This is a genomic window from Pseudomonas fitomaticsae (genome assembly GCF_021018765.1).
Classification (GTDB): Bacteria; Pseudomonadota; Gammaproteobacteria; order Pseudomonadales; family Pseudomonadaceae; genus Aquipseudomonas; species Aquipseudomonas fitomaticsae.
In genome coordinates, this window is the sequence record NZ_CP075567.1 from 4,934,417 (window position 1) to 4,958,118 (window position 23,702).

The 23,702-nt window shown below is 55.1% G+C and carries 24 protein-coding genes; 19 read left to right on the forward strand and 5 right to left on the reverse strand.

Features of this window, described 5'->3' with window-relative positions:
• Nucleotides 1–36 precede the first annotated feature (36 nt).
• The gene (gene dctA / locus KJY40_RS22250) at nucleotides 37–1,392 is read left to right on the forward strand and encodes a C4-dicarboxylate transporter DctA (protein WP_230732888.1); all 1,356 of its coding nucleotides are present in this window, start codon (nucleotides 37–39) and stop codon (nucleotides 1,390–1,392) included.
• A 51-nt stretch (nucleotides 1,393–1,443) separates the two neighbouring features.
• Here dctA and KJY40_RS22255 read toward each other — a convergent pair whose 3' ends face one another.
• From KJY40_RS22255 to KJY40_RS22265, 3 genes are all read right to left on the reverse strand, one after another.
• Complete coding sequence (locus KJY40_RS22255) at nucleotides 1,444–2,394, reverse strand: amidohydrolase family protein (RefSeq protein ID WP_230732890.1); 951 nt, start codon at nucleotides 2,392–2,394, stop codon at nucleotides 1,444–1,446.
• Between the two features lie 141 nt (nucleotides 2,395–2,535).
• On the reverse strand, nucleotides 2,536–3,804 hold the full coding sequence (gene otnK, locus KJY40_RS22260; protein WP_230732893.1) for a 3-oxo-tetronate kinase: 1,269 nt from the start codon (nucleotides 3,802–3,804) through the stop codon (nucleotides 2,536–2,538).
• 117 nt (nucleotides 3,805–3,921) lie between these two features.
• Nucleotides 3,922–4,992: an isocitrate/isopropylmalate dehydrogenase family protein gene (locus KJY40_RS22265; protein WP_264302532.1), complete on the reverse strand. Its 1,071-nt coding sequence runs from the start codon at nucleotides 4,990–4,992 to the stop codon at nucleotides 3,922–3,924.
• A 254-nt stretch (nucleotides 4,993–5,246) separates the two neighbouring features.
• Here KJY40_RS22265 and rraA point away from each other — a divergent pair, with 254 nt between their 5' ends.
• Nucleotides 5,247–5,729 carry a ribonuclease E activity regulator RraA gene (gene rraA / locus KJY40_RS22270; protein WP_230732894.1) on the forward strand — a complete coding sequence of 161 codons (483 nt, stop codon included), beginning with the start codon at nucleotides 5,247–5,249 and terminating at the stop codon, nucleotides 5,727–5,729.
• Here rraA and KJY40_RS22275 read toward each other — a convergent pair.
• Nucleotides 5,722–6,660 carry a GntR family transcriptional regulator gene (locus KJY40_RS22275; RefSeq protein WP_230737743.1) on the reverse strand — a complete coding sequence of 313 codons (939 nt, stop codon included), beginning with the start codon at nucleotides 6,658–6,660 and terminating at the stop codon, nucleotides 5,722–5,724. The genes rraA and KJY40_RS22275 overlap by 8 nt on opposite strands.
• Before the next feature lie 218 nt (nucleotides 6,661–6,878).
• On the opposite strand from KJY40_RS22275, the gene KJY40_RS22280 reads away from it, so the two are divergent.
• The 16 genes from KJY40_RS22280 (at nucleotide 6,879) to KJY40_RS22355 (ending at nucleotide 22,221) form a co-directional block, all read left to right on the forward strand.
• Entirely contained in the window at nucleotides 6,879–7,538 is a 660-nt protein-coding gene (locus KJY40_RS22280) for an aspartate/glutamate racemase family protein (RefSeq protein WP_230732897.1), read from the forward strand.
• A gap of 29 nt (nucleotides 7,539–7,567) precedes the next feature.
• Complete coding sequence (locus KJY40_RS22285) at nucleotides 7,568–8,356, forward strand: hydroxypyruvate isomerase family protein (RefSeq protein WP_230732899.1); 789 nt, start codon at nucleotides 7,568–7,570, stop codon at nucleotides 8,354–8,356.
• 133 nt (nucleotides 8,357–8,489) lie between these two features.
• Nucleotides 8,490–9,233 (forward strand): acetoacetyl-CoA reductase, encoded by a 744-nt coding sequence (gene phbB, locus KJY40_RS22290; RefSeq protein WP_230732901.1) that lies wholly within the window; start codon nucleotides 8,490–8,492, stop codon nucleotides 9,231–9,233.
• A 92-nt stretch (nucleotides 9,234–9,325) separates the two neighbouring features.
• Entirely contained in the window at nucleotides 9,326–10,687 is a 1,362-nt protein-coding gene (locus KJY40_RS22295; RefSeq protein ID WP_342593402.1) for a CitMHS family transporter, read from the forward strand.
• Between the two features lie 501 nt (nucleotides 10,688–11,188).
• The gene (locus KJY40_RS22300) at nucleotides 11,189–12,259 is read left to right on the forward strand and encodes an AraC family transcriptional regulator (protein ID WP_230732904.1); all 1,071 of its coding nucleotides are present in this window, start codon (nucleotides 11,189–11,191) and stop codon (nucleotides 12,257–12,259) included.
• A 359-nt stretch (nucleotides 12,260–12,618) separates the two neighbouring features.
• Nucleotides 12,619–13,368 carry a hypothetical protein gene (locus KJY40_RS22305; protein ID WP_230732906.1) on the forward strand — a complete coding sequence of 250 codons (750 nt, stop codon included), beginning with the start codon at nucleotides 12,619–12,621 and terminating at the stop codon, nucleotides 13,366–13,368.
• Between the two features lie 112 nt (nucleotides 13,369–13,480).
• Nucleotides 13,481–13,711 carry an AlpA family phage regulatory protein gene (locus tag KJY40_RS22310; RefSeq protein ID WP_230732907.1) on the forward strand — a complete coding sequence of 77 codons (231 nt, stop codon included), beginning with the start codon at nucleotides 13,481–13,483 and terminating at the stop codon, nucleotides 13,709–13,711.
• 4 nt (nucleotides 13,712–13,715) lie between these two features.
• Complete coding sequence (locus KJY40_RS22315) at nucleotides 13,716–14,555, forward strand: ParA family protein (RefSeq protein WP_230732909.1); 840 nt, start codon at nucleotides 13,716–13,718, stop codon at nucleotides 14,553–14,555.
• Nucleotides 14,556–14,633: 78 nt separating this feature from the next.
• Nucleotides 14,634–14,843 (forward strand): hypothetical protein, encoded by a 210-nt coding sequence (locus KJY40_RS22320; protein ID WP_230732911.1) that lies wholly within the window; start codon nucleotides 14,634–14,636, stop codon nucleotides 14,841–14,843.
• Between the two features lie 14 nt (nucleotides 14,844–14,857).
• Nucleotides 14,858–16,420, forward strand: coding sequence for a ParB family protein (locus KJY40_RS22325; protein ID WP_230732913.1), 1,563 nt, complete (start codon nucleotides 14,858–14,860; stop codon nucleotides 16,418–16,420).
• Nucleotides 16,417–16,965 (forward strand): DUF2857 domain-containing protein, encoded by a 549-nt coding sequence (locus tag KJY40_RS22330; protein ID WP_230732915.1) that lies wholly within the window; start codon nucleotides 16,417–16,419, stop codon nucleotides 16,963–16,965. Before KJY40_RS22325 ends, KJY40_RS22330 begins: the two co-directional genes overlap by 4 nt.
• Nucleotides 16,962–18,149 carry an STY4528 family pathogenicity island replication protein gene (locus KJY40_RS22335; RefSeq protein ID WP_230732918.1) on the forward strand — a complete coding sequence of 396 codons (1,188 nt, stop codon included), beginning with the start codon at nucleotides 16,962–16,964 and terminating at the stop codon, nucleotides 18,147–18,149. The genes KJY40_RS22330 and KJY40_RS22335 overlap by 4 nt, the downstream gene beginning before the upstream one ends.
• 144 nt (nucleotides 18,150–18,293) lie before the next feature.
• Entirely contained in the window at nucleotides 18,294–19,049 is a 756-nt protein-coding gene (locus tag KJY40_RS22340) for a PFL_4669 family integrating conjugative element protein (RefSeq protein ID WP_230732920.1), read from the forward strand.
• Nucleotides 19,046–19,564, forward strand: coding sequence for a DUF3158 family protein (locus tag KJY40_RS22345; RefSeq protein ID WP_230732922.1), 519 nt, complete (start codon nucleotides 19,046–19,048; stop codon nucleotides 19,562–19,564). The genes KJY40_RS22340 and KJY40_RS22345 overlap by 4 nt, the downstream gene beginning before the upstream one ends.
• A complete protein-coding gene (locus KJY40_RS22350; protein ID WP_230732924.1) occupies nucleotides 19,561–20,016 on the forward strand; it encodes a single-stranded DNA-binding protein in 456 nt (151 codons plus the stop codon). The genes KJY40_RS22345 and KJY40_RS22350 overlap by 4 nt, the downstream gene beginning before the upstream one ends.
• 237 nt (nucleotides 20,017–20,253) lie before the next feature.
• On the forward strand, nucleotides 20,254–22,221 hold the full coding sequence (locus tag KJY40_RS22355; protein ID WP_230732925.1) for a DNA topoisomerase III: 1,968 nt from the start codon (nucleotides 20,254–20,256) through the stop codon (nucleotides 22,219–22,221).
• 42 nt (nucleotides 22,222–22,263) lie between these two features.
• Here KJY40_RS22355 and KJY40_RS22360 read toward each other — a convergent pair whose 3' ends face one another.
• A complete protein-coding gene (locus tag KJY40_RS22360; protein WP_230732926.1) occupies nucleotides 22,264–22,521 on the reverse strand; it encodes a hypothetical protein in 258 nt (85 codons plus the stop codon).
• A 205-nt stretch (nucleotides 22,522–22,726) separates the two neighbouring features.
• Here KJY40_RS22360 and KJY40_RS22365 point away from each other — a divergent pair, with 205 nt between their 5' ends.
• Entirely contained in the window at nucleotides 22,727–23,068 is a 342-nt protein-coding gene (locus KJY40_RS22365) for a helix-turn-helix domain-containing protein (RefSeq protein WP_230732927.1), read from the forward strand.
• Nucleotides 23,069–23,702 lie beyond the last annotated feature (634 nt).

The following is a 23,702-nucleotide window of genomic DNA, read 5'->3' on the forward strand; positions in this document are numbered from 1 at the left end:
TAGGGGCCTTCGGCTCCAAACGTCAGGAGTTCCTCCATGAAAACAGCATTGCTACGCCCGCTAAAGCCCCTCTACATCCAAGTCTTGCTCGGCGTCATCCTCGGCACCCTTTTCGCGCTCTTTGATGCCAAAGCAGCCGTGGAAATGAAAGTGCTGGGCGATGTCTTCATTAAATTGATCAAGATGGTCGTAGCGCCTGTCGTATTCGCTACGGTGGTGGTAGGTATCGCCAGAATGGGTGACATCCGCTCGGTAGGCCGGGTGGGCGCCAAGGCATTGCTATATTTCGAAATCGTAACCACCGCAGCACTCGTTATCGGCCTGGTCGTCGCACACCTGATGCAACCGGGTGCAGGCATGAACATCGACCCCAAGAGTCTGGACATGTCAGCGGTGGCCGGCTATGCAAAGATTGCCGGTGAGCAGTCACTGCGAGAGTTTTTCCTGCACATCATTCCTGACTCGGTGATGGGTGCTTTCGTGAATGGAGATATCCTGCCAGTTGTGTTCCTCGCCGTACTCTTTGGCGTGGCATTGGCACAAGGTGGAAAACGAGTGGCCACTTTTGTGGATGTCATCGACCAAGGGCTAATTACGCTATTTTCCATCATCGGCTACCTCATGAAATTCGCGCCCATCGGCGCTTTCGGCGCCATTGCATTCACTGTCGGCAAATACGGAGTCGGGAGCCTGGCGACGCTCGGTTACCTGATGATGGCGTTCTACACCACCTGCATCCTGTTCATTTTTGGGATTCTGGGCCTCATTTTGAAAGTGTGCGGCGTGAACATCTTCGTCTTTTTAAGCTACCTGAAGACTGAGCTTTTGATCACTCTGGGAACCGCCAGCGCGGAGCCGGCACTGCCGGGACTGCTGCAAAAACTGGAGAAGCTGGGCTGCCAGAAAAGCGTGGTAGGCCTTGTCGTACCGACTGGGTATGCCTTCAATCTGGATGGTGTCTGTATTTACCTGACCATGTCCGTGATCTTTATTGCGCAGGCAACCAACACTCCGCTTACGCTCTCCCAGGAGCTGACGGTACTGGCAATCGGTCTATTCACATCCAAAGGCATGAGCGGCGTACCCGGCGGTGGATTTGTCGCCTTGGCAGCCACCCTGGCGAGTGTCCATGTACTGCCGCTCAGCGCCATTGCGTTGCTGGTAGGCATCGACCGATTCATGGGCGAAGCGCGAGCCGTCACATCGATCATTGGCAACGCCGTGGCCGGGATCGTGATCTCGAAATGGGAAGGTGCATTGGACACGGACCGTATGAACCAGGTCCTGCGTGGCGAATATGTCGAGCCAGATCCGGAGGTCGAAACGCAGCCATATCCTCTTCAGGTCGCTCAAAGCCACACTAAAGCTGAAGGGATTACCACGCACTCCTGAACCTTCATCGGACCAGCAAAAAGGGCGTCAAGCGCCCTTTTTTGCCTCCGATCAAAAACCATAGAGTTTGGCCGGGTTATCAACGAGAATTTTTTCAATCATGGCGTCGCTCTGTGCCCACACCTGCAACAAATCAAACATCGACGCGTCATCGGGCATCGGTTTTTTCTTCGACTGCAGGCTCGGATGAGGCCAATCGGTGCCCCAGACCACGCGTTCCGGCGCTAATGCAATCATTTCCCTGGCCAAGCTTTTGACATCATCGTAATCAGGGCCGCCCAATACCGAATCCTGATAAGCGCCTGAGACCTTTACCCAGGCCCGATCCCGATCAACCAATCGAGCAATCATTTTGAACACAGGATGATCGTTCCAGTCCGGCAACGGGATTCGACCGAAATGATCAAATGCGATTTGAACAGGCAAGCGAGACAACAACGCCTCCAACTGGATCAATTCGTCTGGCCGCGTGTGGACCTCAATATGCCACCCCAGGTCTGCAATCCGTTTTGCCAGAGGCTCAATCATCTCGACAGTGGTGGCGCTTCCCGTTCCAAGGTTGAACCGAATCGCTCGAACACCGAGCTCATGCAGGCGACGCAACTCACTGACCTCGACCTTGTCATCCACAACCGCGACGCCTCGTGACTGCCGGCCAAGCTTGGCTAACGCGGCCAGCATGCAACGGTTGTCGGTAGCGTAGGACGATGGCTGAATCACAACGCTCCTGGTCAACCCCAGTCGAGCTTGAATACGTCGGTAGTCTTCCACGCTTGCGCTGGGAAGATTTCGATCATCGTAGTAAGGGAACGCCCGATCATAGATGTGATGGTGGGAATCACAGGACAGCGGGGGGACACGCAAGCGTGGCGACTGAGTGCCGCTGCTGAAAGGATAGGCTTCATCGGCAAAGCCGTAAGGCATATGGGCCGCCGCGAATCCCAACCCGCCCAGCCTGCCGAGATTTTTTATGAATTGACGACGATTGGATGGTTTGAGCACTTCTTTATCCTTATTTTTATTATCTTGGGTGAAGGCGTACTTCCAATATCGAAAAAGGACGCGTAAGCGCCAGTCGTCAGCGCCCTCCTCCAACCCAAGCTCAAAAATGTGCTTGCCAGGAGGACGCTCTGAGCGGGCCAATTACGGCGCGCAGGCCAATGCTTTCTCGAAAAAATCTACCGTACCGAAGTTTCCGGATTTCAGCGCCAACGCAATCGGGTCATCCCGCAAGCCGAGCGTCCACGGCACACCCGGGTCAATCGTTGCGCCGATCCTCAACGCCTTGACCTGAAGCGCCTTGACCACCGCACCGGAAGTTTCGCCACCGGCCACCACCAGTTTGCGCACGCCCATTTCGTACAGGCCAACCGCAACAGCGGACAAGGCATCTTCCACGAGCTGACCAGCAGCTTCGACACCGAGCTTCTGTTGAGCAAGCTTGACCTTCTCTGGCTGTGCACTCCCGTAAATCAGGACGGGGCCTTTTTGAATCAGCGCCTTGGCCCACCCAAGCGCTTCTGCGACTTGATCGTGACCGTTGGCCAAAAGCAGCGGATCAAGTGAAAAGCTCGGATGCGTTTTTTGCCAGTGTTCGACCTGGCTGTTGGTCGCCACTGAACAACTGCCGGAAACAACCGCGCCCAGCCCCTGGATGGCGGGCAGCACCGAGGCGGCGGCGCAGTCGCCGAGCAAACCTGCACGACGAAAATTATCGGGCAGCCCCAGCGCCACGCCGGAGCCACCGGTAACCAGTTTATGGTCCGCAACGGCCTTACCGATCGCATACAGATCCTCATCATCGATCGCATCGACAATGGCATAGCCCCGCTCTTGGGCCACAAGGTTTTTGAAGGCCGTTGAAATGGCTTGTGCGCCTTTGTTCACGACCGAATGCGCAACGAGCCCTACTGGCTTACGTGTCTGTTGTTGCAGCACTCGCACCAGATTGGAATCGGTCATGGGCGTCAACGGATGATTGCGCATGCCGGACTCGCTCAACAACTGCTCGCCGACGAACAAGTGGCCGTTAAAAATCGTGCGTTTGTTTTCCGGAAATGCAGGACATGCCACTGCGAAGGAAACACCCAAGGCATTCGCGAGGGCGTCAGCGACAGGGCCAATATTGCCCCGGGAGGTCGAATCAAACGTCGAGCAGTACTTGAAAAAAAATTGTTGGCAACCCGCCGCGCGCAACCACTCCAGCGCTTCGAGCGATTGAGCGACAGCCTCTTCGGGACTGACGGTGCGGCTTTTCAGGGCAATCACCACCGCATCAATGTCACCCGGAAAGGGTCCCTCGGGTACTCCGATGACTTGCAGTGTACGCATCCCACCTCTTACCAGCGTACTGGCCAAGTCAGTACCGCCTGTAAAGTCGTCAGCGATGCAGCCGAGTAGTAATTGACTCACTGTTCTCTCCTCGCGCCCCTCCCCTGGTTACCTCAAGGAAGAACAGGCACTCTCTTGTTATTGATCCAGCAACTCTCCGGACAATGGGCGGCATGACTGGCATGCCGCCCGCACCGATCAGCCCAGGATGACCTTGGCAACCGCTTCGCCAAAGGCCTTGGTGCCAAACGAACCACCCAGGTCCGGTGTACGCTGCTCAGGGTTCTTCAGCACGGCATCGACGGCCTTGTCCATTTCCAGACCGGCATCGATCAAGGCCGGTTTATCATGGTGCTCGCCCATCCATTGCAGCAGCATGCCCACCGAAAGAATCATCGACACCGGGTTGGCCTTGTCCTGGCCAGCAATATCAGGCGCAGAACCGTGCTGGGCCTGCGCGCAGCAATGAATGTCGCTGGCCATCATCGAACCAGCGAGCCCCAGGCTGCCGGACAACTCACTCGCCAGGTCGCTGATGATGTCGCCGTAGAAGTTCGTCGCGACCAGCACGTCAAAGCGCTCGGGGTTACGCACCAGGTGAGCTGTCGAGGCATCGACCAGCAGGTCGTCCAGCGCGACTTCAGGGAAGTCCTTGGCCACGTTGCGCACGCATTCCAGAAACAGGCCATCGGTCATGTGGAAACTGTTGGCCTTGTGAATGGCGGTGACCTTTTTGCCACGTTTCATGGCCAGCTCAAAGGCGCGACGAGCGATGCGCTCACTGCAATGGCGGGTGATCTTGCGGGTCGACAGTGCCATGTCAGGCGTGGGCATTACTTCACCCCAACCGCGGCTCATGTTGCGGTCCGGGTAAAAGCCTTCCGTCGCTTCGCGCATGATGACCAGGTCCATCGTCTTACCGTCCTTCATGTTCGACGTCAGGAACGGACGGGTACGCGCAGGACGCACGTTGGCATACAGGTCCAGGCCAATGCGGAAGCCGGCGGAGACGTTACGGCCGCCCTTCTCCGGCACCGGATAATCGGCGTGGGACTGTGTGCCCAGGATGATGCCGCCGTAGCCCTTGGCCTTTTCCAGCACCTCTTCACGCAAGGTGGTGCCGTACTTTTCAAGGCTAGTGAAACCGACGTCGTCGTAATCGAATTCCAGGCCCAAATCGAATTTTCTGTTGGCGGCTCGCAGGACCGACATCGACGACTCCACGATTTCCGGACCAATACCATCACCAGGAAGAACCAAAATACGCATCGCACACCCCTTGCTTGTTGTTTGAACTGATTTATTTGCGGTACACCGGGCACCGCCCTTGTTTATGTATATCGTAAACACAAAGTACAATATCGACAAAGCGAAGTCGGTAGCGATCGCTCTCCAGTCGTCCGACCTTCACGGAGCGGCATCACTTCGACGCCTACATATTGCATTTTATTGCATGAATATACAATTTGTGCAACCGTTACGCTAACGCAGCCATCCTATAAGCGAGCCCGGAGACTCAGCCCATGACAGTCAAAACCTCTGACTTGTGCGACCAATACCCAGACACCGTCCGTGTTCTGACACCGATTTTCACTGATTTTGGCGGCAGGAATGATTTTGAGGGGCGCGCCTTCACCCTCAAATGCTTCGAAGACAACTCCAGGATCAAGGAGATAAGCAGCCTGCCTGGTCACGGCAGGGTATTGGTTGTCGATGGTGGGGGGAGCGATCGCTACGCGCTGTTCGGCGATGTGATCGCAGCAGACCTGGTGAAAAACGGTTGGGTCGGCGTTCTGATCTACGGGTACATCCGGGACAAAGCGGTCCTGCGCACTATGCCTATCGCCATCAAGGCGCTGGGCACCTCGCCGCGTAAGACCATCAAGCGTAATGAGGGGCAGATTGCGGTTACGGTGGAATTCGCCGGACACGCCATCGCTGATGGCGATCAGTTATACGGTGATGATGACGGCGTGGTGTTGCTGAACGAGCCGCGCACTAACTGATAACCGAGACCTCAAGGCTGCGCTGGTGTTCCAGCTCATCCTTGGCCTCTTTGTCAGTTTTTTGCCGGCCGACGACATCGAGGTGATTACGTAGAAAATCCGCAGCCGCTTCTCGCTGTCCACTTTCAATGAGATCCAGAAGATGGATGTGTTCTTTACACTGGTTGATCAACCGAGGCCGATCCACGTTGGCCTTGTAGGCCATGAATCGACGCAGCTGGTTTTGCCGACGGATAGCTTCGAGAAAAAAAGCGTTGCCCGAGCAACGGACCACCAGTTCATGAAGCTGCGCACCGACTTGAAAGAGCTGCGATCGCGAAAGGCTGAAAATATCGCCATCCAACATCTTTTGCTGAATCTCCCGGGCCTTTGCAAACGCGGCTTTGTCCACCTCGTAGCCGGGCTCCAATACGGCCGCAGGCTCGATCGCCATTCGAAAACGGTAGCTCTGGATGTGCGCCTTGGAGTCATGCAGAAAGCTGTTGATCTCCCACCCCTGCCCTGGCTTGCGCTCAATCATCGCCTCATTCGCCAGTCGGTTCAGCACCTTCATGAGCTGCCCTCTCGGCACCTCATACTTGCGCATCAACTCGGCTTCAAAAAACGTCGTGGGGATATCGCCGCGAAGTACGTCGTCGACAACGCGCAAGTAAAAGTCTTCAAACGGGTCGACCTCCAGGGGGAGCTTACGGCTATCGATTCCTCGCGCGTCAGCCGTCAGGAAATAGCCCCGATTCGGTTCTTTGGTCGCAAGCCCCAACTCAGCCAGCAAAGCAAAACCTCGACGTATCGGCGAACGGGAAACCCCCAGTTCCTTGGCGAAAGACTCCTCGCGCAGTGGATCACCGGCGCGCATCGACCTGGCTCTGGCCATATCAATGATCTTGGGAGCCAACTGCTCCGCAAGATCTTTTTTTATCTTGGGCTTCATTTTGGATTGTTCGCCCGCCAATGGTGGTTGAGGAATCGATTCTGCTGAATTCATGGAAACGGCTATCCGAGAAAGATGGCGTCAATTGCGAGGATTACTGGGGTAGAGCGTTGCTCATCTGCGACCAAAAATAACACACCTATTGCACATCAACACGCCGCTGAGATGCCGCCATATCACCGGCCACCCACTTGATCGACCACTACCTGAGGTACGTCATGACCGCGCCACGCATTTATTTGATCCATGCAACACCGGTATCGATTGCTCCCATAACTGAAGCTTTCACACGGCTTTGGCCCGAGGCCAAGCTGGTCAATCTGTTGGAAGACTCGCTTTCCGGCGATCTGGCAGACGCCGGTGAGCTTACCCCGGCGTTGAACGAGCGCTTCTTGAAACTCGCCACCTATGCCGCACAATCGGGGGCTGACGCGATCTTGTTCACCTGCTCGGCATTCGGTGATGCCATAGACCTGTGCAAACGCTCCCTGAGCATTCCCATCCTCAAGCCGAACGAAGCCATGATCGAACAAGCCATTGAGCGCACGCCAAGGATCACCATCGTGGCGACCTTTCAGCCAGCCATCGCTTCAATGACTGAAGAATTCCAACGTTATGCGCAGCACAAAGGCGTGGCGCTGGAACTGACTACCCACGTCTGCCCTGGAGCATTCGATGAACTGCGCAACGGTAACGTTGATCGCCATGATGCGCTGATCGCCGATTCGGCGCGAACGCTGACGAACAGCGAACTGCTGTGTTTCGCCCAATTCTCGATGACCAGCGCAGCACAACAGGCCAGCCAGGCGAGTGACCGTCCCGTACTGACCACGCCTGACAGCGCTGTACTGAAGCTGCGTGGCCTGCTGAACGCTTGAAGCAGTCATCCCGATTTCCGGAGCAAGGCATGATCAAGTTAAACGCACACATTGGCTTCCAGTTCACAGAACTGCCCTTTTTGGAGCGGTTCCGTGCGGCCGCAAAATCAGGCTTTCGAGCGGTCGAGTTCCCCTCGCCCTATGAATACGAAGCGACGCAGATTGCGGAGCTTCTCGATGAATATCAGCTGGAGATGGTGCAATTTTCCGCACCTGCTGGTTCTACCAGGGGGACCACCGGCATTTGTGCCTCGAAGCAGGAGTTCCTGGCAGAGCTTACCCACGCCGTCCAATACGCCAAGATCCTGGACTGCAGAATGCTTCACCTGATGTCCGGTGTGTCACTGGCTGACCTCGGGGTGACTGCCGACAGCAGCCTTTACCGGCGCAACCTGAGGTATGCGGCAGACTTCCTGGCCGACGAAGGTATTGAACCCTTGATTGAAGTCATCAGTTCAAATGAGGTTCCAGGCTACCTCATGAGCCGCTTCGAGTTCGCCGAGCAAATGCTTGAGACGATCCCTAACCTGGGCCTGATCCTGGACACCTATCACACAGAGCTTCTTGGCGAGGACTGCCTGCGAAAACTGAATCAATGGTGGCCGCGGGTGAGTCATATCCAAGTGGCCGACTTCCCGGGTCGCAATGAACCCGGTACCGGTAACATCGACTTTCGCAAATTGCTGTCCCTGCTTGAGGATCACGCTTATCAAGGTTGGGTAGGATGCGAGTATCGCCCTCAAGTCTCCACGGTCGACGGGCTCGATGACCTATGGAAGGTCATGAAACCCACTCCGCCAGAAGATGACCGCTGGTAAGAAATCGTTTCTTTTTACAGAAATTGTACTGCGTTACCTTGCAAAACAATTTGTAGTGAGGTTTATTAGGAACCAGTAGCCCTTGAAGGTTGCACGCAATGCTCCCCACAAAAAACACAACAGGAGTTAACGCATGACCAAGAAAATCGCCTTTGTTACTGCTGGCATGGGCAACCTCGGCACAGCAGTCTGCCAGCGCCTGGCGCGAGACGGATTTACCGTCGTTGCGGGCTGCGGGCCTGATTCCCCACTGAAGGACACCTGGCTGGCCCAACAAAAGGCGCTTGGCTTTACCTTCATTGCCTCGGAAGGAAGTGTTGCTGATTGGGACTCTTGCCGACAGGCTTTTGAACAGATCAAAAAAAATGTCGGGCCCGTGGATGTGCTCGTCAACAACGCCGGTACTGCCCGAAACGTTATGTTCCATGACATGCAGCCCAACGATTGGAGCACCGTCATCGATACCAACCTCAATTCACTATTCAACGTAACCAAACAGGTTATCGATGGCATGGTTGAGAGGGGCTGGGGACGGGTCATCAATATCTCGTCGGTCAACGCCCAGTTGGGTCACGTGGGACAGGTCAACTACTCCACCGCTAAATCCGCAATCCGAGGCTTCACTCGCGCTCTAGCACGAGAAGTCGGACCCTGCGGCGTTACGGTGAATACTGTGTCCCCGGGTTACATTGCGACAGCCAAGCTAAAGTCCATCACGACCGCTGACGTCATGGACCGCATCATCCAGGACATTCCGACACGACGTCTTGGAACACCTGAAGAAATTGCCGCCGTGTGTGCCTGGCTTGCATCCGAAGAGGCTGGATACGCGAACGGTGCCGACTTCTCGCTCAATGGTGGCCTTCACATGAGTTGACACTCGTGTGAGACTCAGCGGCAACCCGCTGGATCAGACCGAAAATGCAGCGGGAACCTTGATGCGCATTAAGCGCAGATCCCATAAAAATAATTGTACTTTACGTCAAGGTGATACAAATGCTCTCAATACTCGGCTACGGCATGATCGTGACCTTTATGGCACTGATCATGACCAAGCGGTTGTCACCGTTGGTAGCGATGACAACCGTCCCGATCGTGTTCGCTCTCCTGGCGGGATTTGGCCCGGATATGGGCGACATGATGATCGAGGGTTTGAAAAAAGTAGCTCCGACAGCAGTCATGGTGATGTTCGCGATCCTCTACTTCGGCGTGATGTTCGATACGGGTCTGTTCGATCCGATCATTCGCAAGTTCATCAAGTTGATCAACGGCGACCCAATGAAGGCCGTCGTGTTTGCAGCACTACTAGCCGGCCTAGTATCACTGGACGGCGACGGTTCAACGACATACATGATCACCGTCACTGCGATGCTGCCGCTATTCAAGCGCCTGCGACTCGAGCCACTGTCGCTCACTTGCGTCGTCATTCTGGCCGCGAGCGTGACCAATCTGTTGCCGTGGGGCGGTCCATTGGCACGTGCCGCAGCCTCCTTGCAAGTCGATACGTCCGAACTGTTTATCCCGCTTATTCCGGTCATGGTGGTAGGTTTCCTGGGCGTCCTTGCACTGGCCTATTTCATCGGTATTCGCGAACGTCAGCGTTTGGGCAAACTGCGCTTGTCGGTAGGTGCCGCCGCCACTGTCTTTGACGATGACAACGATGGGGGTCTGCCCTCCATGTCGGACGAAAATGCCGAACTGCGTCGTCCAAAACTGTTCTGGTTGAACGCCAGCTTGACGATAGGTTTGATGGCTGGCTTGGTAACAGAAGTGCTGCCACTTTCCATCCTGTTCATGGTCGCGTTCTCCATTGCCCTGGTGATCAACTATCCGCACATGAATGATCAGCGTCGCCGGATCTCCGCGCACGCTCCGACCGCTTTGAACCAAATCGCAATCTTCCTGGCAGCCGGTATCCTGGCAGGCATCCTTTCCGGCACCGGCATGGTCAATGCGATGTCGGCGAGCTTCTTGGCAATGCTGCCAGCGACTTGGGGCCCTTACATGGCACCGATTACCGCGTTGGCGAGTATTCCGGGCACGTTCTTTATGTCTAACGATGCTTTCTACTACGGTGTCTTGCCGGTCCTTGCCAAGGCTGCCGAGGTGTATGGCATCACTCACGCGGAAATCGGGCGCGCTTCGCTGGTGGGTCAACCGGTCCATCTACTCAGCCCGCTTGTAGCCTCGACCTACTTACTCTGCGGCCTGGCCGGCGTGGAGTTCAGCGACCATCAGAAATACACCATGAAATGGGCGTTTGCGCTGAGCTTCCTCATTCTGCTCGCTTGCTTGCTGCTGGGATTATTCCCGCTGGCAGCAGGGATCTAACGAACCGACGTAAGCTCCATCAACACTGCGCTACAACGAAAATCCCGGAGACAGGAATGTCCCGGGATTTTTTCAGTGAAGCCATCGCGCTGCATTTGTAAGTAGCTGGCCGATTTAAATGCTCTGGCCTGATGGGCACCCTGCTACCATGATTGGATTGGGTAGCTTGAGAGACTTAGCTCAACTATTAGACCTACCAGGCCAGTTTTTATGGCATAAAAAAACATGCTTCGATACTGACTCACTTATACTCTTTAGTTCGTTGCTTAGACGATAGAGATAGCAGTTAGCCACTCAGAAACCGTCAACGCACAAAGGCACGGCAGCACCGCCGTCCGAGCCAAATGTCTGGCACGCACGTTTTCAGTGCCAAACGGTCAATACATAAGAAAAAACAATCAATGACGCGGGATTGAATCTAGTTTAATTTGATATTGGCAAAGACAAGAACAGCTAAACATATTGCACTCAGCATTTCTTAAACGCTGTCGGAGAAAGCGTATGGCTCAATCGACATCGACTTTTTTCAATGGAAGAAATAACGCCGATAGCGAATTATTCAGAGATGGCGATAATGTAATCTGGTCACTTTCTAACCCAGCCCGATACCAACCAGCTTGCGCAATAGATTATCTCCTTCGCTCGGTACATCTCTCCGGGGCTTTGCCTGGCTATGCCGATTTATCATCTCCATTCGGTGTTGATATCTCTTATGGCGCTGATACGTTCGTCATCTACGAGGCTTACCACGGTAGCTGTGAAGTTTCTTTCGAAGCAGGCAGAACCCCATTGGCCTTCTCTCAGGGAGATGTTCTTATCGTACCTCGTCGAATGCGCCATCAATTCACCAATCCATCGAACACACCGTGCATTGATGTTCTTGACTTGCTCAGAGAACAGGTTGAGCCTCACGTGACTGACGCTGAGGGCCGGCCGTCTTTGATGCGTCTGCTGAAGCAACGGATTTCTCACGGTGGAGGTGGCGAATTATTTAGGCTGCGTATGATCGTCATGTTCATAGATAAACAACTGCCTGCTCTCCTCATAAACTGCCTCCCTGGCCCTGTACTTCTTAGTAAGTTCGCCAACCAACATCGGGCTTTTTTTAATGCTATTTTCGATGAGCTCGATATGCAGCGAAGCGACCATCTCATAGCACAGCCCATTACCATCCGCCTCACCGAAGCGCTGCTGACCATTGTTCTCAAGGAGGTAACCTCGCAAAAACAAAGTGGTTCGATCTACAAAGGTTTAGTTGATCCCGCCATTGCACGAGTAACAGCGGCAATTCTAAAAAACCCCAAACAGAAATGGAAATTAGAGGAACTGCAAGAAATTGCACATCTAAGTAAATCTGCGTTGAACACCCGATTTTCAGCATTCATGGGTATGACACCACGGCAGTTTGTCACTCATATCCGGTTATCACGCGCCAGCGAATTATTGACGAACACTTCGCTTAGCATCGCCAAAATTGCAAAGTGCTCGAACTACGGATCCGAAGCTGCTTTTAATCGTGCATTTAGTAAGTGGTGCGGAATGACGCCTGGGGCTGTAAGAATAAACTCTTGAATGCATTTATTGAGCACTTATAGTCGTCGGCCTTACGACTAATGAGAGCAATCAAACCAAGCCCCTTTATCAGGCGCTGAAAGGAGGTCATCTTACTAACCAGTTCACCCAATGATCCTGATCGGCAACAACTAGGACTCTCAGCTATGTGGCATCGAGCCATTCAATTTTCAATTGGCCTTTTAAACAATTGAGATTAACGTACGAAAACTCTCTTACATATCATTTTTTCAACCAATTTCTGAAAGTGGCTAAAATGGAGTAAGTGTCCCTCGACAAGATGTATATTTAGTTTCCAACCCTAGCCGCCAATAGGACAGATGGCGACCGCCAGACCAGTAGAGAAAAGGAGCGTTCTCATGTACATACCTGCCAGCTATAACAAACACTCCAAAGTTTTCTATAGACCCGTTGAGGCCGCATTACGCTGGTGTAACTTGGTGGCTCACGAAACCATTATTTTAAAAGAATCACTCACCTGGCCAAGCACCCTACATTCCACATTTCCTCAGTGGCCATGCCTTCATAAAAACCTAGATTTGATTTATGACGCCATCGACAATGGTGAGCTTGCCTATGGCTGGCTAGGCGTTACCGTTTCGCCCGGCACAAAAATAGACCCCGCCCTAGTCACAATCAGACATAACGATCTGAAATTATGGATGTCCATTTATCATCCAGACCATCGCCCCTCATTTTTGTTCTTTAATATACCCAGCAATAGCGAAGCCATTAGCATTGAGAGTTACCTAGCACTTCAAGCCGATCGTGATGCGTCGCGATTGAAACTGGAAGCCATAGAACAAACATATCAGTCATTGCTTAAGGACTTACAATCCGTAGGTTTAGAGAAGGAAAAACTTAGCCAGCTGTTGAATTCAAAAAAACAGGTTAGCGACAGAACAGAAATTGTGTACCTACATATAATTGGCGCGCTACTTAACCTGCTACTAGGTCGCACTCCTGCTGGGAAACCCCATTCGGTTTTCCAATCCCAAGCAGCCATCGTTGATAACCTGACCGCCTATCATTCCAACTGCATCGGAATCACGAAGAGAACCCTTGATGAAAAATTTGCGGCTGCAAAACGTAGCCTCTCTCAAAATTAGAGGATTGCGCCGCAGTCTCCCTCATTGCAGTGCAATGACGCGCGGTTATTTCTGGGATTGAATTGAAGCCACTTCCCAATATGAGCCAATAAACGCCAGGAGTGACCACAGCATGTCCAACCAATCCTTACCTATCGCAGAAGAAGCTCAATCACAGGTCGAACGTCACATCATGCGCCGTGACGAGGTTGAGCGAAAAACCGGCTTCAAACGTGCACACATCTACAGCCTCATGAAGGAAGGACAATTTCCTAAAGCGAAACGTATCGGCATGCGCGCCATTGGCTGGGACTCTCTGGAAGTCGAGCGCTGGATCACCGAGCGCTTGGCGCAGCAGGCCTGATGTCATGCGTGTTGTATCGATCATTTCCACCAAGGGTGGCGTGGGTAAGACCACGGTGGCTGCAAATCTAGGCGGTCTTCTAGCGGATGCTGGTTTGCGCGTCCTGCTGCTCGATCTAGATGGCCAACCTACCCTCTCGAGCTATTACGCCTTGAGCCACCAAGCTGATAACGGGGTATTTGAGTTCATCGCACTCAACTTGAGAACGCCCGAACAGTTTGTTTCCAGAACAATAATCACAGGCCTTGATCTGATCATTTCCAACGATGACCAAGGCCGACTGAATACCTTATTGCTACATGCCCCTGATGGGCGGCTGCGACTTCGTAATCTCCTCGATGCCTTTCGCCCTATTTACGACCTGATGTTGATCGATACTCAGGGCGCACGTAGCGTACAGCTGGAGATGGCCATCCTGGCCTCCGATTTAACACTGTCGCCCATCACACCGGAAATGCTCGCTGCCCGCGAACTGCACCGCGGCACATTGAAGCTGCTCAGCGAACTCCAACCATTCCACCACTTGGGCATTACCCCGCCACCATTGCGACTGCTGCTGAATCAGGTGAACACCATTCGGGTAGACGCGCGAATGATCAGCCGTAGCCTGCGCGCAGCCTTCACTGGAGCGACCAATATTTCGGTCCTAGAAACCGTAGTTCCAGAACGAGTGGCCTATCTCAATGCAGCCTCCCTCGGCCTGCCCGTTCATTTAATCGAGCAGCGCCGGGCATGCGCACAACATTCGCCATCAGCGCTGCAAACCATGCAAGCGCTGGCCATTGAACTGTTTCCAGAATGGCGCGCGGCGATCTCTACGTTGAGCAAACGCACAGAGGTCTAATGAGATCTATGACCAGGCAGGTACTTCCGTCAATCACTTTTATTTGAACGCCAACAACACTTGGCAAGGAGTCTATTGATGCTCGACCAACTTCCCATCCTTATTCAGCCTACTTTTCGCTCCCACGACTCGCCTGACGAGCAATACTGCACCGTGGTCTTTCGCCTGCGAAATGGGCGCTCGGCCATGGGGCGGTTTCTCGCAAAACTGTCCCAACACTTCGAAGGTTCGGAGACTGCCGAGATTGTGAAATTCGAGATTGGTGACCATTTGCGCAACCGGCGTTAACTGAGGCTGTTCAAATGAAGAAGCTCAGTCAGGAGGAGATCACTGACAAACTGCACCAGGACCATTTTCCTCGGGGTCCAGAACTGGAGCGACTATCCGATCCAGTCATCGACACCCCCATGCTGGTCACGCTGGAGCAGTTGCGGCCCTACGAGCACAACCCACGCTTCATCCGCAATCCACTTTATGACGATATAAAAGCCTCGATCCGTGAGCGCGGGCTGGATCAACCACCGCCGATTACCCGCCGCCCGGGTGAAAACTATTTCATCATCCGCAACGGCGGTAATACGCGATTGGCGATTCTCGGCGAGCTGTGGCAGGAAACCCGCGACGAGCGCTTCTTTCGCATTCATTGCCTGTTCCGGCCCTGGAGCAATGAAATCACCACCCTGCTCGGCCATCTGGCCGAAAGCGATCTGCACGGCCAACTCACCTTCATCGAACGTGCTCTGGCGGTAGCCAAACTCAAGACCATGCTCGAACCAGATGGAGCAACACTCTCGCAACGCGAGCTGGCACGACGTCTTGCCGCTGGGGGCTACCCCATTTCACAGTCGCACATCAGCCGGATGCTTGACACCCTCGAATACCTACTGCCCGCAATCCCACAAACCTTGTATGCCGGGTTGGGCAAACCCAAAATTGAACGCCTGATCGCTCTGCGTAGCCAGGCTGAACAAACTTGGAATCGTTATTCGACCGACGCCATCGCGTTCCCCGAGTTTTGGCTCGACACCTTAGGGCAATTTGATGCCGCCCCCGATTCCCTCGATCTTGAGCAAGTCCAGGATGAATTGCTTGAACGCATGAGCCGCTTACTCGGACAGTCTTACCGCATGTTGGCTCTGGAGCTGAGCGATACACAACGGCTCATCCGGACGCCTGTCACGCCCTCAGAGAACAGCCACCCGCCAAACACCGCTGAAACCACAACTGGCCCTCTCTCCCCCAAATCAACTGAGACCAGAACCCAGAACGAAACAACGCAAGAGGAGCAGCTCATGCTGCCCGAAACAAATGTCGCACCTGCAGTCAACTCTACGTCACGAGTCCAACAGATTCGCGAACAGATTGATCGCGACACTGCTCCCGAACCAGCACCAACCGTCGAAATCTGCACCATCGACGATATCTGGTTCATCGCCCCCACACTGGATACCCCCGAGCAGCTACGATTCTCCATTGCTGGACTGGCTCGGGAAATGGCGGCCTATGCCGGACATCCCGAGAGCATCATCGATCAGAAGTGTGGTTTGGGCTTCGCCCTCAACATGGAGCAGCTGAATCTTTCGGCGCCTCGTGCAACCGGCGTTCACCTGATGCTCCTGGCCCTACTGCGCGCTCAAGACGAAGTGAACTGGGAAGATCGCAAGCAATTGCCCTCAGCCCTGTTCGGCCAACTGCTATTGGGGGTCTATCAACTCCCGCTGACAGATCGTCCCGCCGTGGACGTAGGATTGGAGCGATTGCCCGACGCTCTACTGATAAAACTGTATCGCCTCATTCGCTTAGCCCGGCGCCTGGTCGACTTAACGCTTACCCCTGAAGACGACTCACCAAGGGAGTTGCCATGAACCTGTCCTTCAACGTGCTCAACCAGGCCATGTTGACCCAGGTCCTTCACGAGGTGCGCCTGGGCAACCTGCAACGCTGCAAGGCACTCGGACTGGGCGAAGAGGACATCTACCTGCTGCAATCTTTGCCGCCTACCACGCTGTCACGCCTGGCCCATGCCACCGTCCCCTGGGTTGAGGTCAAAATTGATTCGCCAGTGCTACATCGTTTGATCGAGCAGGCCGAACGCGACGAGCAGAATGAGCGCTTGATCAACCGAGCGCTCAAGCTAGGTGCCAGCAGTACCATCATGTATCAGTGCTTCGGCTTGGCACATTCAGAAACCGCCCTACGGCGACGTCTGCTCAAGATAGAAACCCGTAAGGGTCGCCCCCAGAACTTGAGTGAAGCGCAGGAACACGCGCTCTGGCAGCGTTGGTGCCAGCTACGCGCTGAGGACGGTGCTGAGGACCAGCTCGACGCCATGATGATGTTGGCGGAGGAGCAACAGATCAGCTTGACCATTGTTTGGCAGCAGATCGACCAATACAGCAACGGAACATGAAAACCGCCCCCTACAGTCGCTGGCAGCGAGTTCTGCAGCAATGCACCCAGCAGTTGAGTGAACGCTGGCCTACCCGTCCGAGCACTGAACCACCCTCCAACCAGGCTCTACAGGCTGGCTTTCTGTTCAGCGGCCAATCACACGAAGTGGTGCCGCGTCGCCTGCTCCTGGATTGTCGGCTGACTCCTCTGGAACGCAATGCATGGCAAGTATTTCGACTTATGCTGCAAGGCCAGGGAGTAGTCACACCACGTTATGAAGATCTGCAACCTTACCTGTCCAGCGTACCCTATGGTGTATCAGCCTCTCGTGAAACCATCGCTCGCGTCTTGACGATGCTCAGGCTGACCCGCTGGCTCAGCTTGGTGAGCCGTGGCCGCGATCAACTCAGCGGGCGCCTACAAGGCTCTCTGTATGTCCTGCACGATGAACCGTTAACACCCGCCGAAGCCATGGAGCTGGATCAAGAATACCTAGAGCTAGTCGGACATGCCCTCGATCATGCAACCAAGGCTGTGCGTATTGTCGCGCAGCACATTGTGGAAGAAATCCGCCAAGACACGGATATCGATCAGGGTCGACTCCCTACCCGATTTGAGCACTGGGGCGAACACTGGACACCGCAAGAATGGGATCAGATAACCGATGAAGCGTTACACGATTCCGAAATGGGTGGCGACCACAGCGTTCGGAATCATGCGGGATCTCGTTCGGATACCGAACCGGGTCTGAACGCCCATGTTTCCGGCAGCGTTCGGAATCCGAATGCCGCCTGTACTGTATTAAAAGAAAGTATTTGTACGGTACCGCGCGCGACCCCAGCGGTGGATAACCTGTACTGGCCTGATCCGCTGCACCTGAGTCCGAGCGAGCGGCAGGCCGTCACCGTGACGCTGAACAAGCTAAAACCAGCAGATCGGCAGGCGGTGCTCAACGAAGCGGGCGCGCGATGTGCGGCAGGAAGCGTCCGCAAACCCGCGGCATATCTGATGGGACTGATCCAGCGGGCGCTCAAAGGCGATTTTCACCCTTGGGCAGGTCAAGCTGAATCGTTACCCATTGCAGAACCGCCACCCACTCCCCCGCGCCAACCTCGGAAAAAGGGCGAACCCGCCTCTGCCCTCGCCCAGGCGTGCCTGGATGAACTGCGCCAGCTGCGTAGCAAACGCCCTGGACGTCAGTAGATTTGATGCCACTGGCATCACTGACGAGCGTCTCGAAAATCAACCGTCTCGAACCAAACCGAACACACCGCATTCATCTTTTCGGCTGTCCTTTGCCTTCGTCTGTCGCAACGTTCCCGTCCAAGCCGATGCGAGGACGACACCATGGCCGATCACTATCAGCTCAACCTTGGCTCACTGCGCAGCAGCATCACCCTGACACTGCATACCCACCACGCCGCCCGAATCTGGCAAGGTCGAACCGCACGCGAAGGCGTCCACTCGATCATGGGGATGGCGGGCTACATCAGCGTCACTAACCTGATCAAACAGGCCGCAGCGCAGGACGATCCTTATGCCGACTGGGCGATCGTGCAGCTCGAAGAAAAATTGATGCAGGCCAAGGCTGGGATGCTGGAACTGACCCAGCAGTTGGACCGGATCAGACAAGAGCTGCCGACGCAGATCGACATGAGCGATAACCTCAACATCCACCCCGTCACCTTGCCCTTGTACATCGGCAGCCAACTGGGGTTTCTCGCCGTCTACCTGCTGACTGACTACGACACGCTGGTGCGGCATACCCTGTTGGCCCATCACACCGCCTTGATCGGTCGCCGGGACATGGAAGCCTGGATCGACGACGGTGCCCATTTGCTGCGTAGCCTGTTCGGCCAGGCCCAGCGCTATCGGCATGCTGGCGTCACCCGTGATGACATGGCGGCGAACAACGCTCGTGCTCTGGCGGCAATCGAGAGAATGGGTTTGCCCCCTACGGACATCCTTGAGGGGCATCGCCGCTCCCAGTTCGCGCCACCTATCGTTCGTCGAGATGCTGTGGCGGTGGATGACGCTGACGTGTTGGCGGAGAACGCGATAGAGCCATGTGCGACAGTAGATGAGCCTGAGGACGAAGCATGAAGCCCATTATCTCGACTCAGCCAATCCCCCTCGAAACACTCACACCGGATGCCTATCGACAGCTCGAACACGCTGCCTCCCTAAAAGGCCTTTTAAAACCTTTTAAGGGTAAGGGGGAGCTGGAATACCTGGCGCAGGTGGCGAGGGCAACCGAGGCGCAGTTACGTCGTCTGATGGACGCTGTGGCGCAGCAGGCCGGACAACCGCCTTACTCGTTGCTGGACATTCGATTGATGCTGCAGAACACCAGTGCGGGCAGCACCTTTTTGCGATGGCGCACCCGTGACTTCGCCCGTATGGGGGTGGTGGTCTGGGAACACCAGGTCTCCAACAAGGCCTTGCCGCAAGCCGTACGCGAGGGATTACACCGTTTTGAATGCGAGCGTATTGCACTGAATTTGCAAATGAGCGTGGTGCATTCGCTCTATCGTCAGGCCTCAACCTGCGCGATCAAAATGGCCAGCGCCGAACAGCTGCTGCGCCAGTTCACACCAGCAGCGGAGATATCACGATGAGTACCTTTTTCGTCGGCGAAGGCAACATTGGCAGTGCGCCAGAGTTCCAGGAGTTCCCATCAGGCAATGACGAGCCACGGCGTTTGCTGCGGCTGAATGTGTACTTCGACAACCCCGTGCCACGCGATGGCAACTATGAGGATCGAGGCGGCTATTGGGCGCCGGTCGAGCTCTGGCACCGCGAGGCTGAACACTGGAGCACGCTGTACCAGAAAGGCATGCGTGTGTTGGTCGAAGGCCGCACCGTGCGCGATGAGTGGGAGGACAGTGAAGATAATGCGCGGGTCACCTTCAAGATCGAGGCGCGTCGTGTCGGCATCCTGCCTCATCGCGTGCAGAACGTGGTCATGCGGGAGCGCTCAAGTGAATCAGCCTCGTCTGCGGCTCCCGTTGGGCAGGCTACAGACCAGGCCAGCTCGCCTGCGTCGAAGTCCAAAAAGCGCAGAGGGTAGCCACCATCGGCATGACTGACTTGGGGCATAAATATTGCGCTTTTGCGCGAAGTTCCTGGCCTGTCATTACCCGCTGCTCGTGAAGCACTGCCGTCCACGCGACTACAACGTAGCAGCCTCGCCCCCACACAAGACTGCGCCCACCGACTAATATGAGGAACCTGCCATTCAGGTTTCTCATAGCTCGCCACTGCTGTTTCCAACAACGCTGCTCCGAACTCAATACGGAGCAGTTCTATGCGTCTCTTTCTCTGCGAGAAACCCTCCCAGGGCCGTGACATAGCCAAGGTCCTCGGGGCCACACGGCGTGGCGATGGCTGCCTGATCGGCACCGAGACAACCGTCACCTGGTGTATCGGCCACCTGCTGGAGACGGCCCCACCTGAGGCCTATGGCGATCAGTACAAAACCTGGTCGTTGGATCATCTACCGATCATTCCCGTGCAGTGGAGGGTTGAGGTCAAACCCAAGACCGCAGCACAGTTCAAGGTCATCAAACGCCTGCTCAACGAAGCTAGCACCGTCGTCATCGCCACCGATGCCGATCGCGAAGGTGAGATGATTGCCCGCGAGTTACTGGAGCTCTGCAACTATCGAGGTCCCATTCAGCGGCTCTGGTTATCCGCACTCAACGAGGCCTCAATTCGCAAAGCAATGTCCTCGCTGAAGTCTGGTCTGGAGACCTTCCCGCTCTACCACTCGGCCCTCGCCCGCAGCCGCGCTGACTGGCTGATCGGCATGAACCTGAGTCGTTTGTTCACCCTCCTCGGACGGCGGGCAGGTTACGATGGTGTATTGTCGGTTGGACGCGTCCAGACACCCACGTTACGTCTAGTGGTAGATCGGGATCGAGCAATTGCCAGCTTCGTCTCGGTGCCCTACTGGGGCGTGGACGTGCACCTGTCCTCAATGGGGCAACCATTCATCGCGTCGTGGTTACCACCCAGTTCAGGGACTGACGAAGCCGGCCGTTGCCTGCTGCAGGCGCTAGCCAGTCGGACCGTCCAAGCGATCTCTAGCAACGAGAGCGCCACAGTACTTTCGCTGCAGACTGAGCATTTCCGCGAAGCGCCGCCCCTGCCCTTCGACCTGAGCACGCTGCAAGAAGTCTGCTCACGTAAGCTGGGACTCGGCGCTCAGGAAACCCTGAACATCGCCCAAGCCCTATATGAAACGCACAAAGCCACCAGCTATCCGCGCAGCGATTGCCGCTATTTGCCAGAGAGTATGTTTAACGAGGTCCCCACGGTATTCGATGCCCTGCTCAAAACGGATTCCGCGCTACGACCTGCGCTCGGAAGCCTCGATCTATCATTGCACTCCCGTGTTTGGAACGATGCCAAGGTCACCGCGCACCACGGCATCATCCCTACCACAGAGCCGGCGAACCTCGCGCGGATGTCCGAACAAGAACGCCAAGTCTACGAACTGATTCGCAGCCACTACCTGGTGCAGTTTCTTCCACATCATGAGTTTGATCGGACCCAGGTCGAACTGAAATGCGGCGAAGAACGATTGACCGCCGTTGGCAAGCAGATCCAGGTCCAGGGCTGGAAAGACCTACTCCACGACGCCGCTGAGGAGGATGAGTTCGGTCAAAAATCGCAGGTATTACCGGTATTGCAACAGGGCGCACAGTGCGCCGTAAACGACGTCGAACTCAAGTCTATGCACACTGCCGCCCCCAAACCGCTCACCGAGGGCGATCTGATCAAAGCTATGAAAAATGTGGCAAAGCTGGTCAATGAGCCACGCCTGAAACAGAAACTTCGGGACACCACCGGTATCGGTACCGAAGCCACACGAGCCGGTATCATCAAGGGGCTGATTGATCGCGGTTATTTGCTAAAGAAAAAACGTGCCTTAATGGCCTCAGCGGCGGCCCATACCCTGATCGAGGCGGTACCCGTTGCAGTCGCGGATCCGGGTATGACCGCGATCTGGGAGCAGGCTCTGGACGAAATCGAAGCGGGACGTCTGAGCCTGGATGCGTTCGTCGCCAAGCAGGCGAATTGGATTGCGCAGTTGATCGCACGCTATCGCTCACTTACTTTAGCTATGCCTATCGAAGCTGGTCCGGCCTGCCCCATTTGCAACGCCTCAATGCTCAGGCGAAAGGGGAAATCAGGGCCCTTCTGGTCATGCTCCCACTACCCGGACTGCAAGGGTACTGTGCCCATTAGAAAAGAAACGCGTCGACCGTGACGCGCCATTGAAGATCAACATGCGTATGGGTGCCAGTTCTGCTCAGTGCATCATTAACGGCGGTTGATCCCTTTCCAATTCGCTTAGCGGTTGTCCGATTTCACGGGCCAGGGCGATTCCTGTCGCCATCCATATCTGCCCCAGTTCGTTGAATGCTCGCAGGTGAGCAGGATTTTCGTTGAGCCAATGAATAAGGCTGTCGAAGTGCTCGGGGTTATCAGGGTAATCATGAATCCTGATGAACAGCTCCAGTGTTCGATCCCAGATCAGATCCATGACGTCGTCGCTCTCGTCTTCCATGCTCGACCATTCCTCCGCTTGGCTTTATCAGACCGCTCATTCTCACTGACCTCTGTGGAGTCTGTTCCTAAGACAGACCCCACGTCGCATTAAGCGGCTATTTCAGCCAATATAACAACCTTATAAGTCGATACACAACCTTAAAGGATGTTCATGTCAACGGGTCTTTGCTCAACCATTCGGGTTGAACCGGAGAACTCATCACTTGGCACATAAACATTCGACCCAAGCCCAAATCGGGCGCATGATCGCGAAGCACCGAACCCAGCGTAATCTGACCCAGGAAGAGGTGGCTGAACGCCTGGGGATTGGCAGTGAAGCCATCTCGCGCCTGGAGCGGGGTGTGGTGGAGCTCTCCGTGGTCAAGCTGATGCAGTTAGCCGATATTTTCGAGTGCAGGATGGATGAGCTGCTCACGGAGTCGAGCAGTCGTCCCAACGACCAAGGCCAGATGATTGCGGGTCTGCTGAGCGGTCTGAAAGAGAGTGACCGTGTCTTTATCCTGGCCACCGTCGAGCAATTGGCTGCTCATCTCGCCAATAAATAAGTTCATTCACTCGTAGTTGATCTCGAGGCATTGAGGGTTGCCCTCAGCCTTGACGTCATCCTTCCCACTCTGCTGTAGTGCCTTCGGATCATCGCCAACGGCGACCCAAGACCGATGCGCTCCGGGTAGCTCGGTCGGACTCCTAGAGTTCGGGGCCTTCTCTTCAGTGGGATTTCATTCCTGTTTGTGCTCGACCTGATCAATGTGGCGGATGACCGCTGTTGCTTCTACCAGGCAACAGCGGTCATCCGCTTCGGCGATCGTATTCAGCCCCGGAGCCCGCCGGGGAAACACTGGGCACCCTTTGTGCGCGGATGCGTGCCAGCATGTTCCGACCCAGGCCACGATAAGGGTCGGTTGGCGAATCATGGCGCAGTTAAATAAAGTTTTGCGAGGAGCTTGTCGACTGCGTCAGATCGCCTAAGGTGGCTTTTCTATTCCTCGCCTGGCACGCCGCCAGGCCCACTCTTCACTTTTTTCCGTCCAGTGATTGCCACTGAATTCCGGCCTAAAAAAATCGGCTTACGGCGTCTTGACGCTCCCCTGTGACAGGCTTATACAAAGGGCGTGGTTCGCTGTCGTTGACAGCCCTGCCCAGGTAGCTTGAACCTTCAAGGCTACGCCACACTTGTGG

Coding starts and splice junctions, on each gene's coding strand:
- dctA (WP_230732888.1), top strand. CDS start 37: ATGAAAACAGCATTGCTACGCCCGCTAAAGCCCCTCTACATCCAAGTC.
- KJY40_RS22265 (WP_264302532.1), bottom strand. CDS start 4,992: ATGCGTATTTTGGTTCTTCCTGGTGATGGTATTGGTCCGGAAATCGTG.
- rraA (WP_230732894.1), top strand. CDS start 5,247: ATGACAGTCAAAACCTCTGACTTGTGCGACCAATACCCAGACACCGTC.
- KJY40_RS22275 (WP_230737743.1), bottom strand. CDS start 6,660: ATGAAGCCCAAGATAAAAAAAGATCTTGCGGAGCAGTTGGCTCCCAAG.
- KJY40_RS22280 (WP_230732897.1), top strand. CDS start 6,879: ATGACCGCGCCACGCATTTATTTGATCCATGCAACACCGGTATCGATT.
- KJY40_RS22285 (WP_230732899.1), top strand. CDS start 7,568: ATGATCAAGTTAAACGCACACATTGGCTTCCAGTTCACAGAACTGCCC.
- phbB (WP_230732901.1), top strand. CDS start 8,490: ATGACCAAGAAAATCGCCTTTGTTACTGCTGGCATGGGCAACCTCGGC.
- KJY40_RS22300 (WP_230732904.1), top strand. CDS start 11,189: ATGGCTCAATCGACATCGACTTTTTTCAATGGAAGAAATAACGCCGAT.
- KJY40_RS22305 (WP_230732906.1), top strand. CDS start 12,619: ATGTACATACCTGCCAGCTATAACAAACACTCCAAAGTTTTCTATAGA.
- KJY40_RS22310 (WP_230732907.1), top strand. CDS start 13,481: ATGTCCAACCAATCCTTACCTATCGCAGAAGAAGCTCAATCACAGGTC.
- KJY40_RS22315 (WP_230732909.1), top strand. CDS start 13,716: ATGCGTGTTGTATCGATCATTTCCACCAAGGGTGGCGTGGGTAAGACC.
- KJY40_RS22320 (WP_230732911.1), top strand. CDS start 14,634: ATGCTCGACCAACTTCCCATCCTTATTCAGCCTACTTTTCGCTCCCAC.
- KJY40_RS22325 (WP_230732913.1), top strand. CDS start 14,858: ATGAAGAAGCTCAGTCAGGAGGAGATCACTGACAAACTGCACCAGGAC.
- KJY40_RS22330 (WP_230732915.1), top strand. CDS start 16,417: ATGAACCTGTCCTTCAACGTGCTCAACCAGGCCATGTTGACCCAGGTC.
- KJY40_RS22335 (WP_230732918.1), top strand. CDS start 16,962: ATGAAAACCGCCCCCTACAGTCGCTGGCAGCGAGTTCTGCAGCAATGC.
- KJY40_RS22340 (WP_230732920.1), top strand. CDS start 18,294: ATGGCCGATCACTATCAGCTCAACCTTGGCTCACTGCGCAGCAGCATC.
- KJY40_RS22345 (WP_230732922.1), top strand. CDS start 19,046: ATGAAGCCCATTATCTCGACTCAGCCAATCCCCCTCGAAACACTCACA.
- KJY40_RS22350 (WP_230732924.1), top strand. CDS start 19,561: ATGAGTACCTTTTTCGTCGGCGAAGGCAACATTGGCAGTGCGCCAGAG.
- KJY40_RS22355 (WP_230732925.1), top strand. CDS start 20,254: ATGCGTCTCTTTCTCTGCGAGAAACCCTCCCAGGGCCGTGACATAGCC.
- KJY40_RS22360 (WP_230732926.1), bottom strand. CDS start 22,521: ATGGAAGACGAGAGCGACGACGTCATGGATCTGATCTGGGATCGAACA.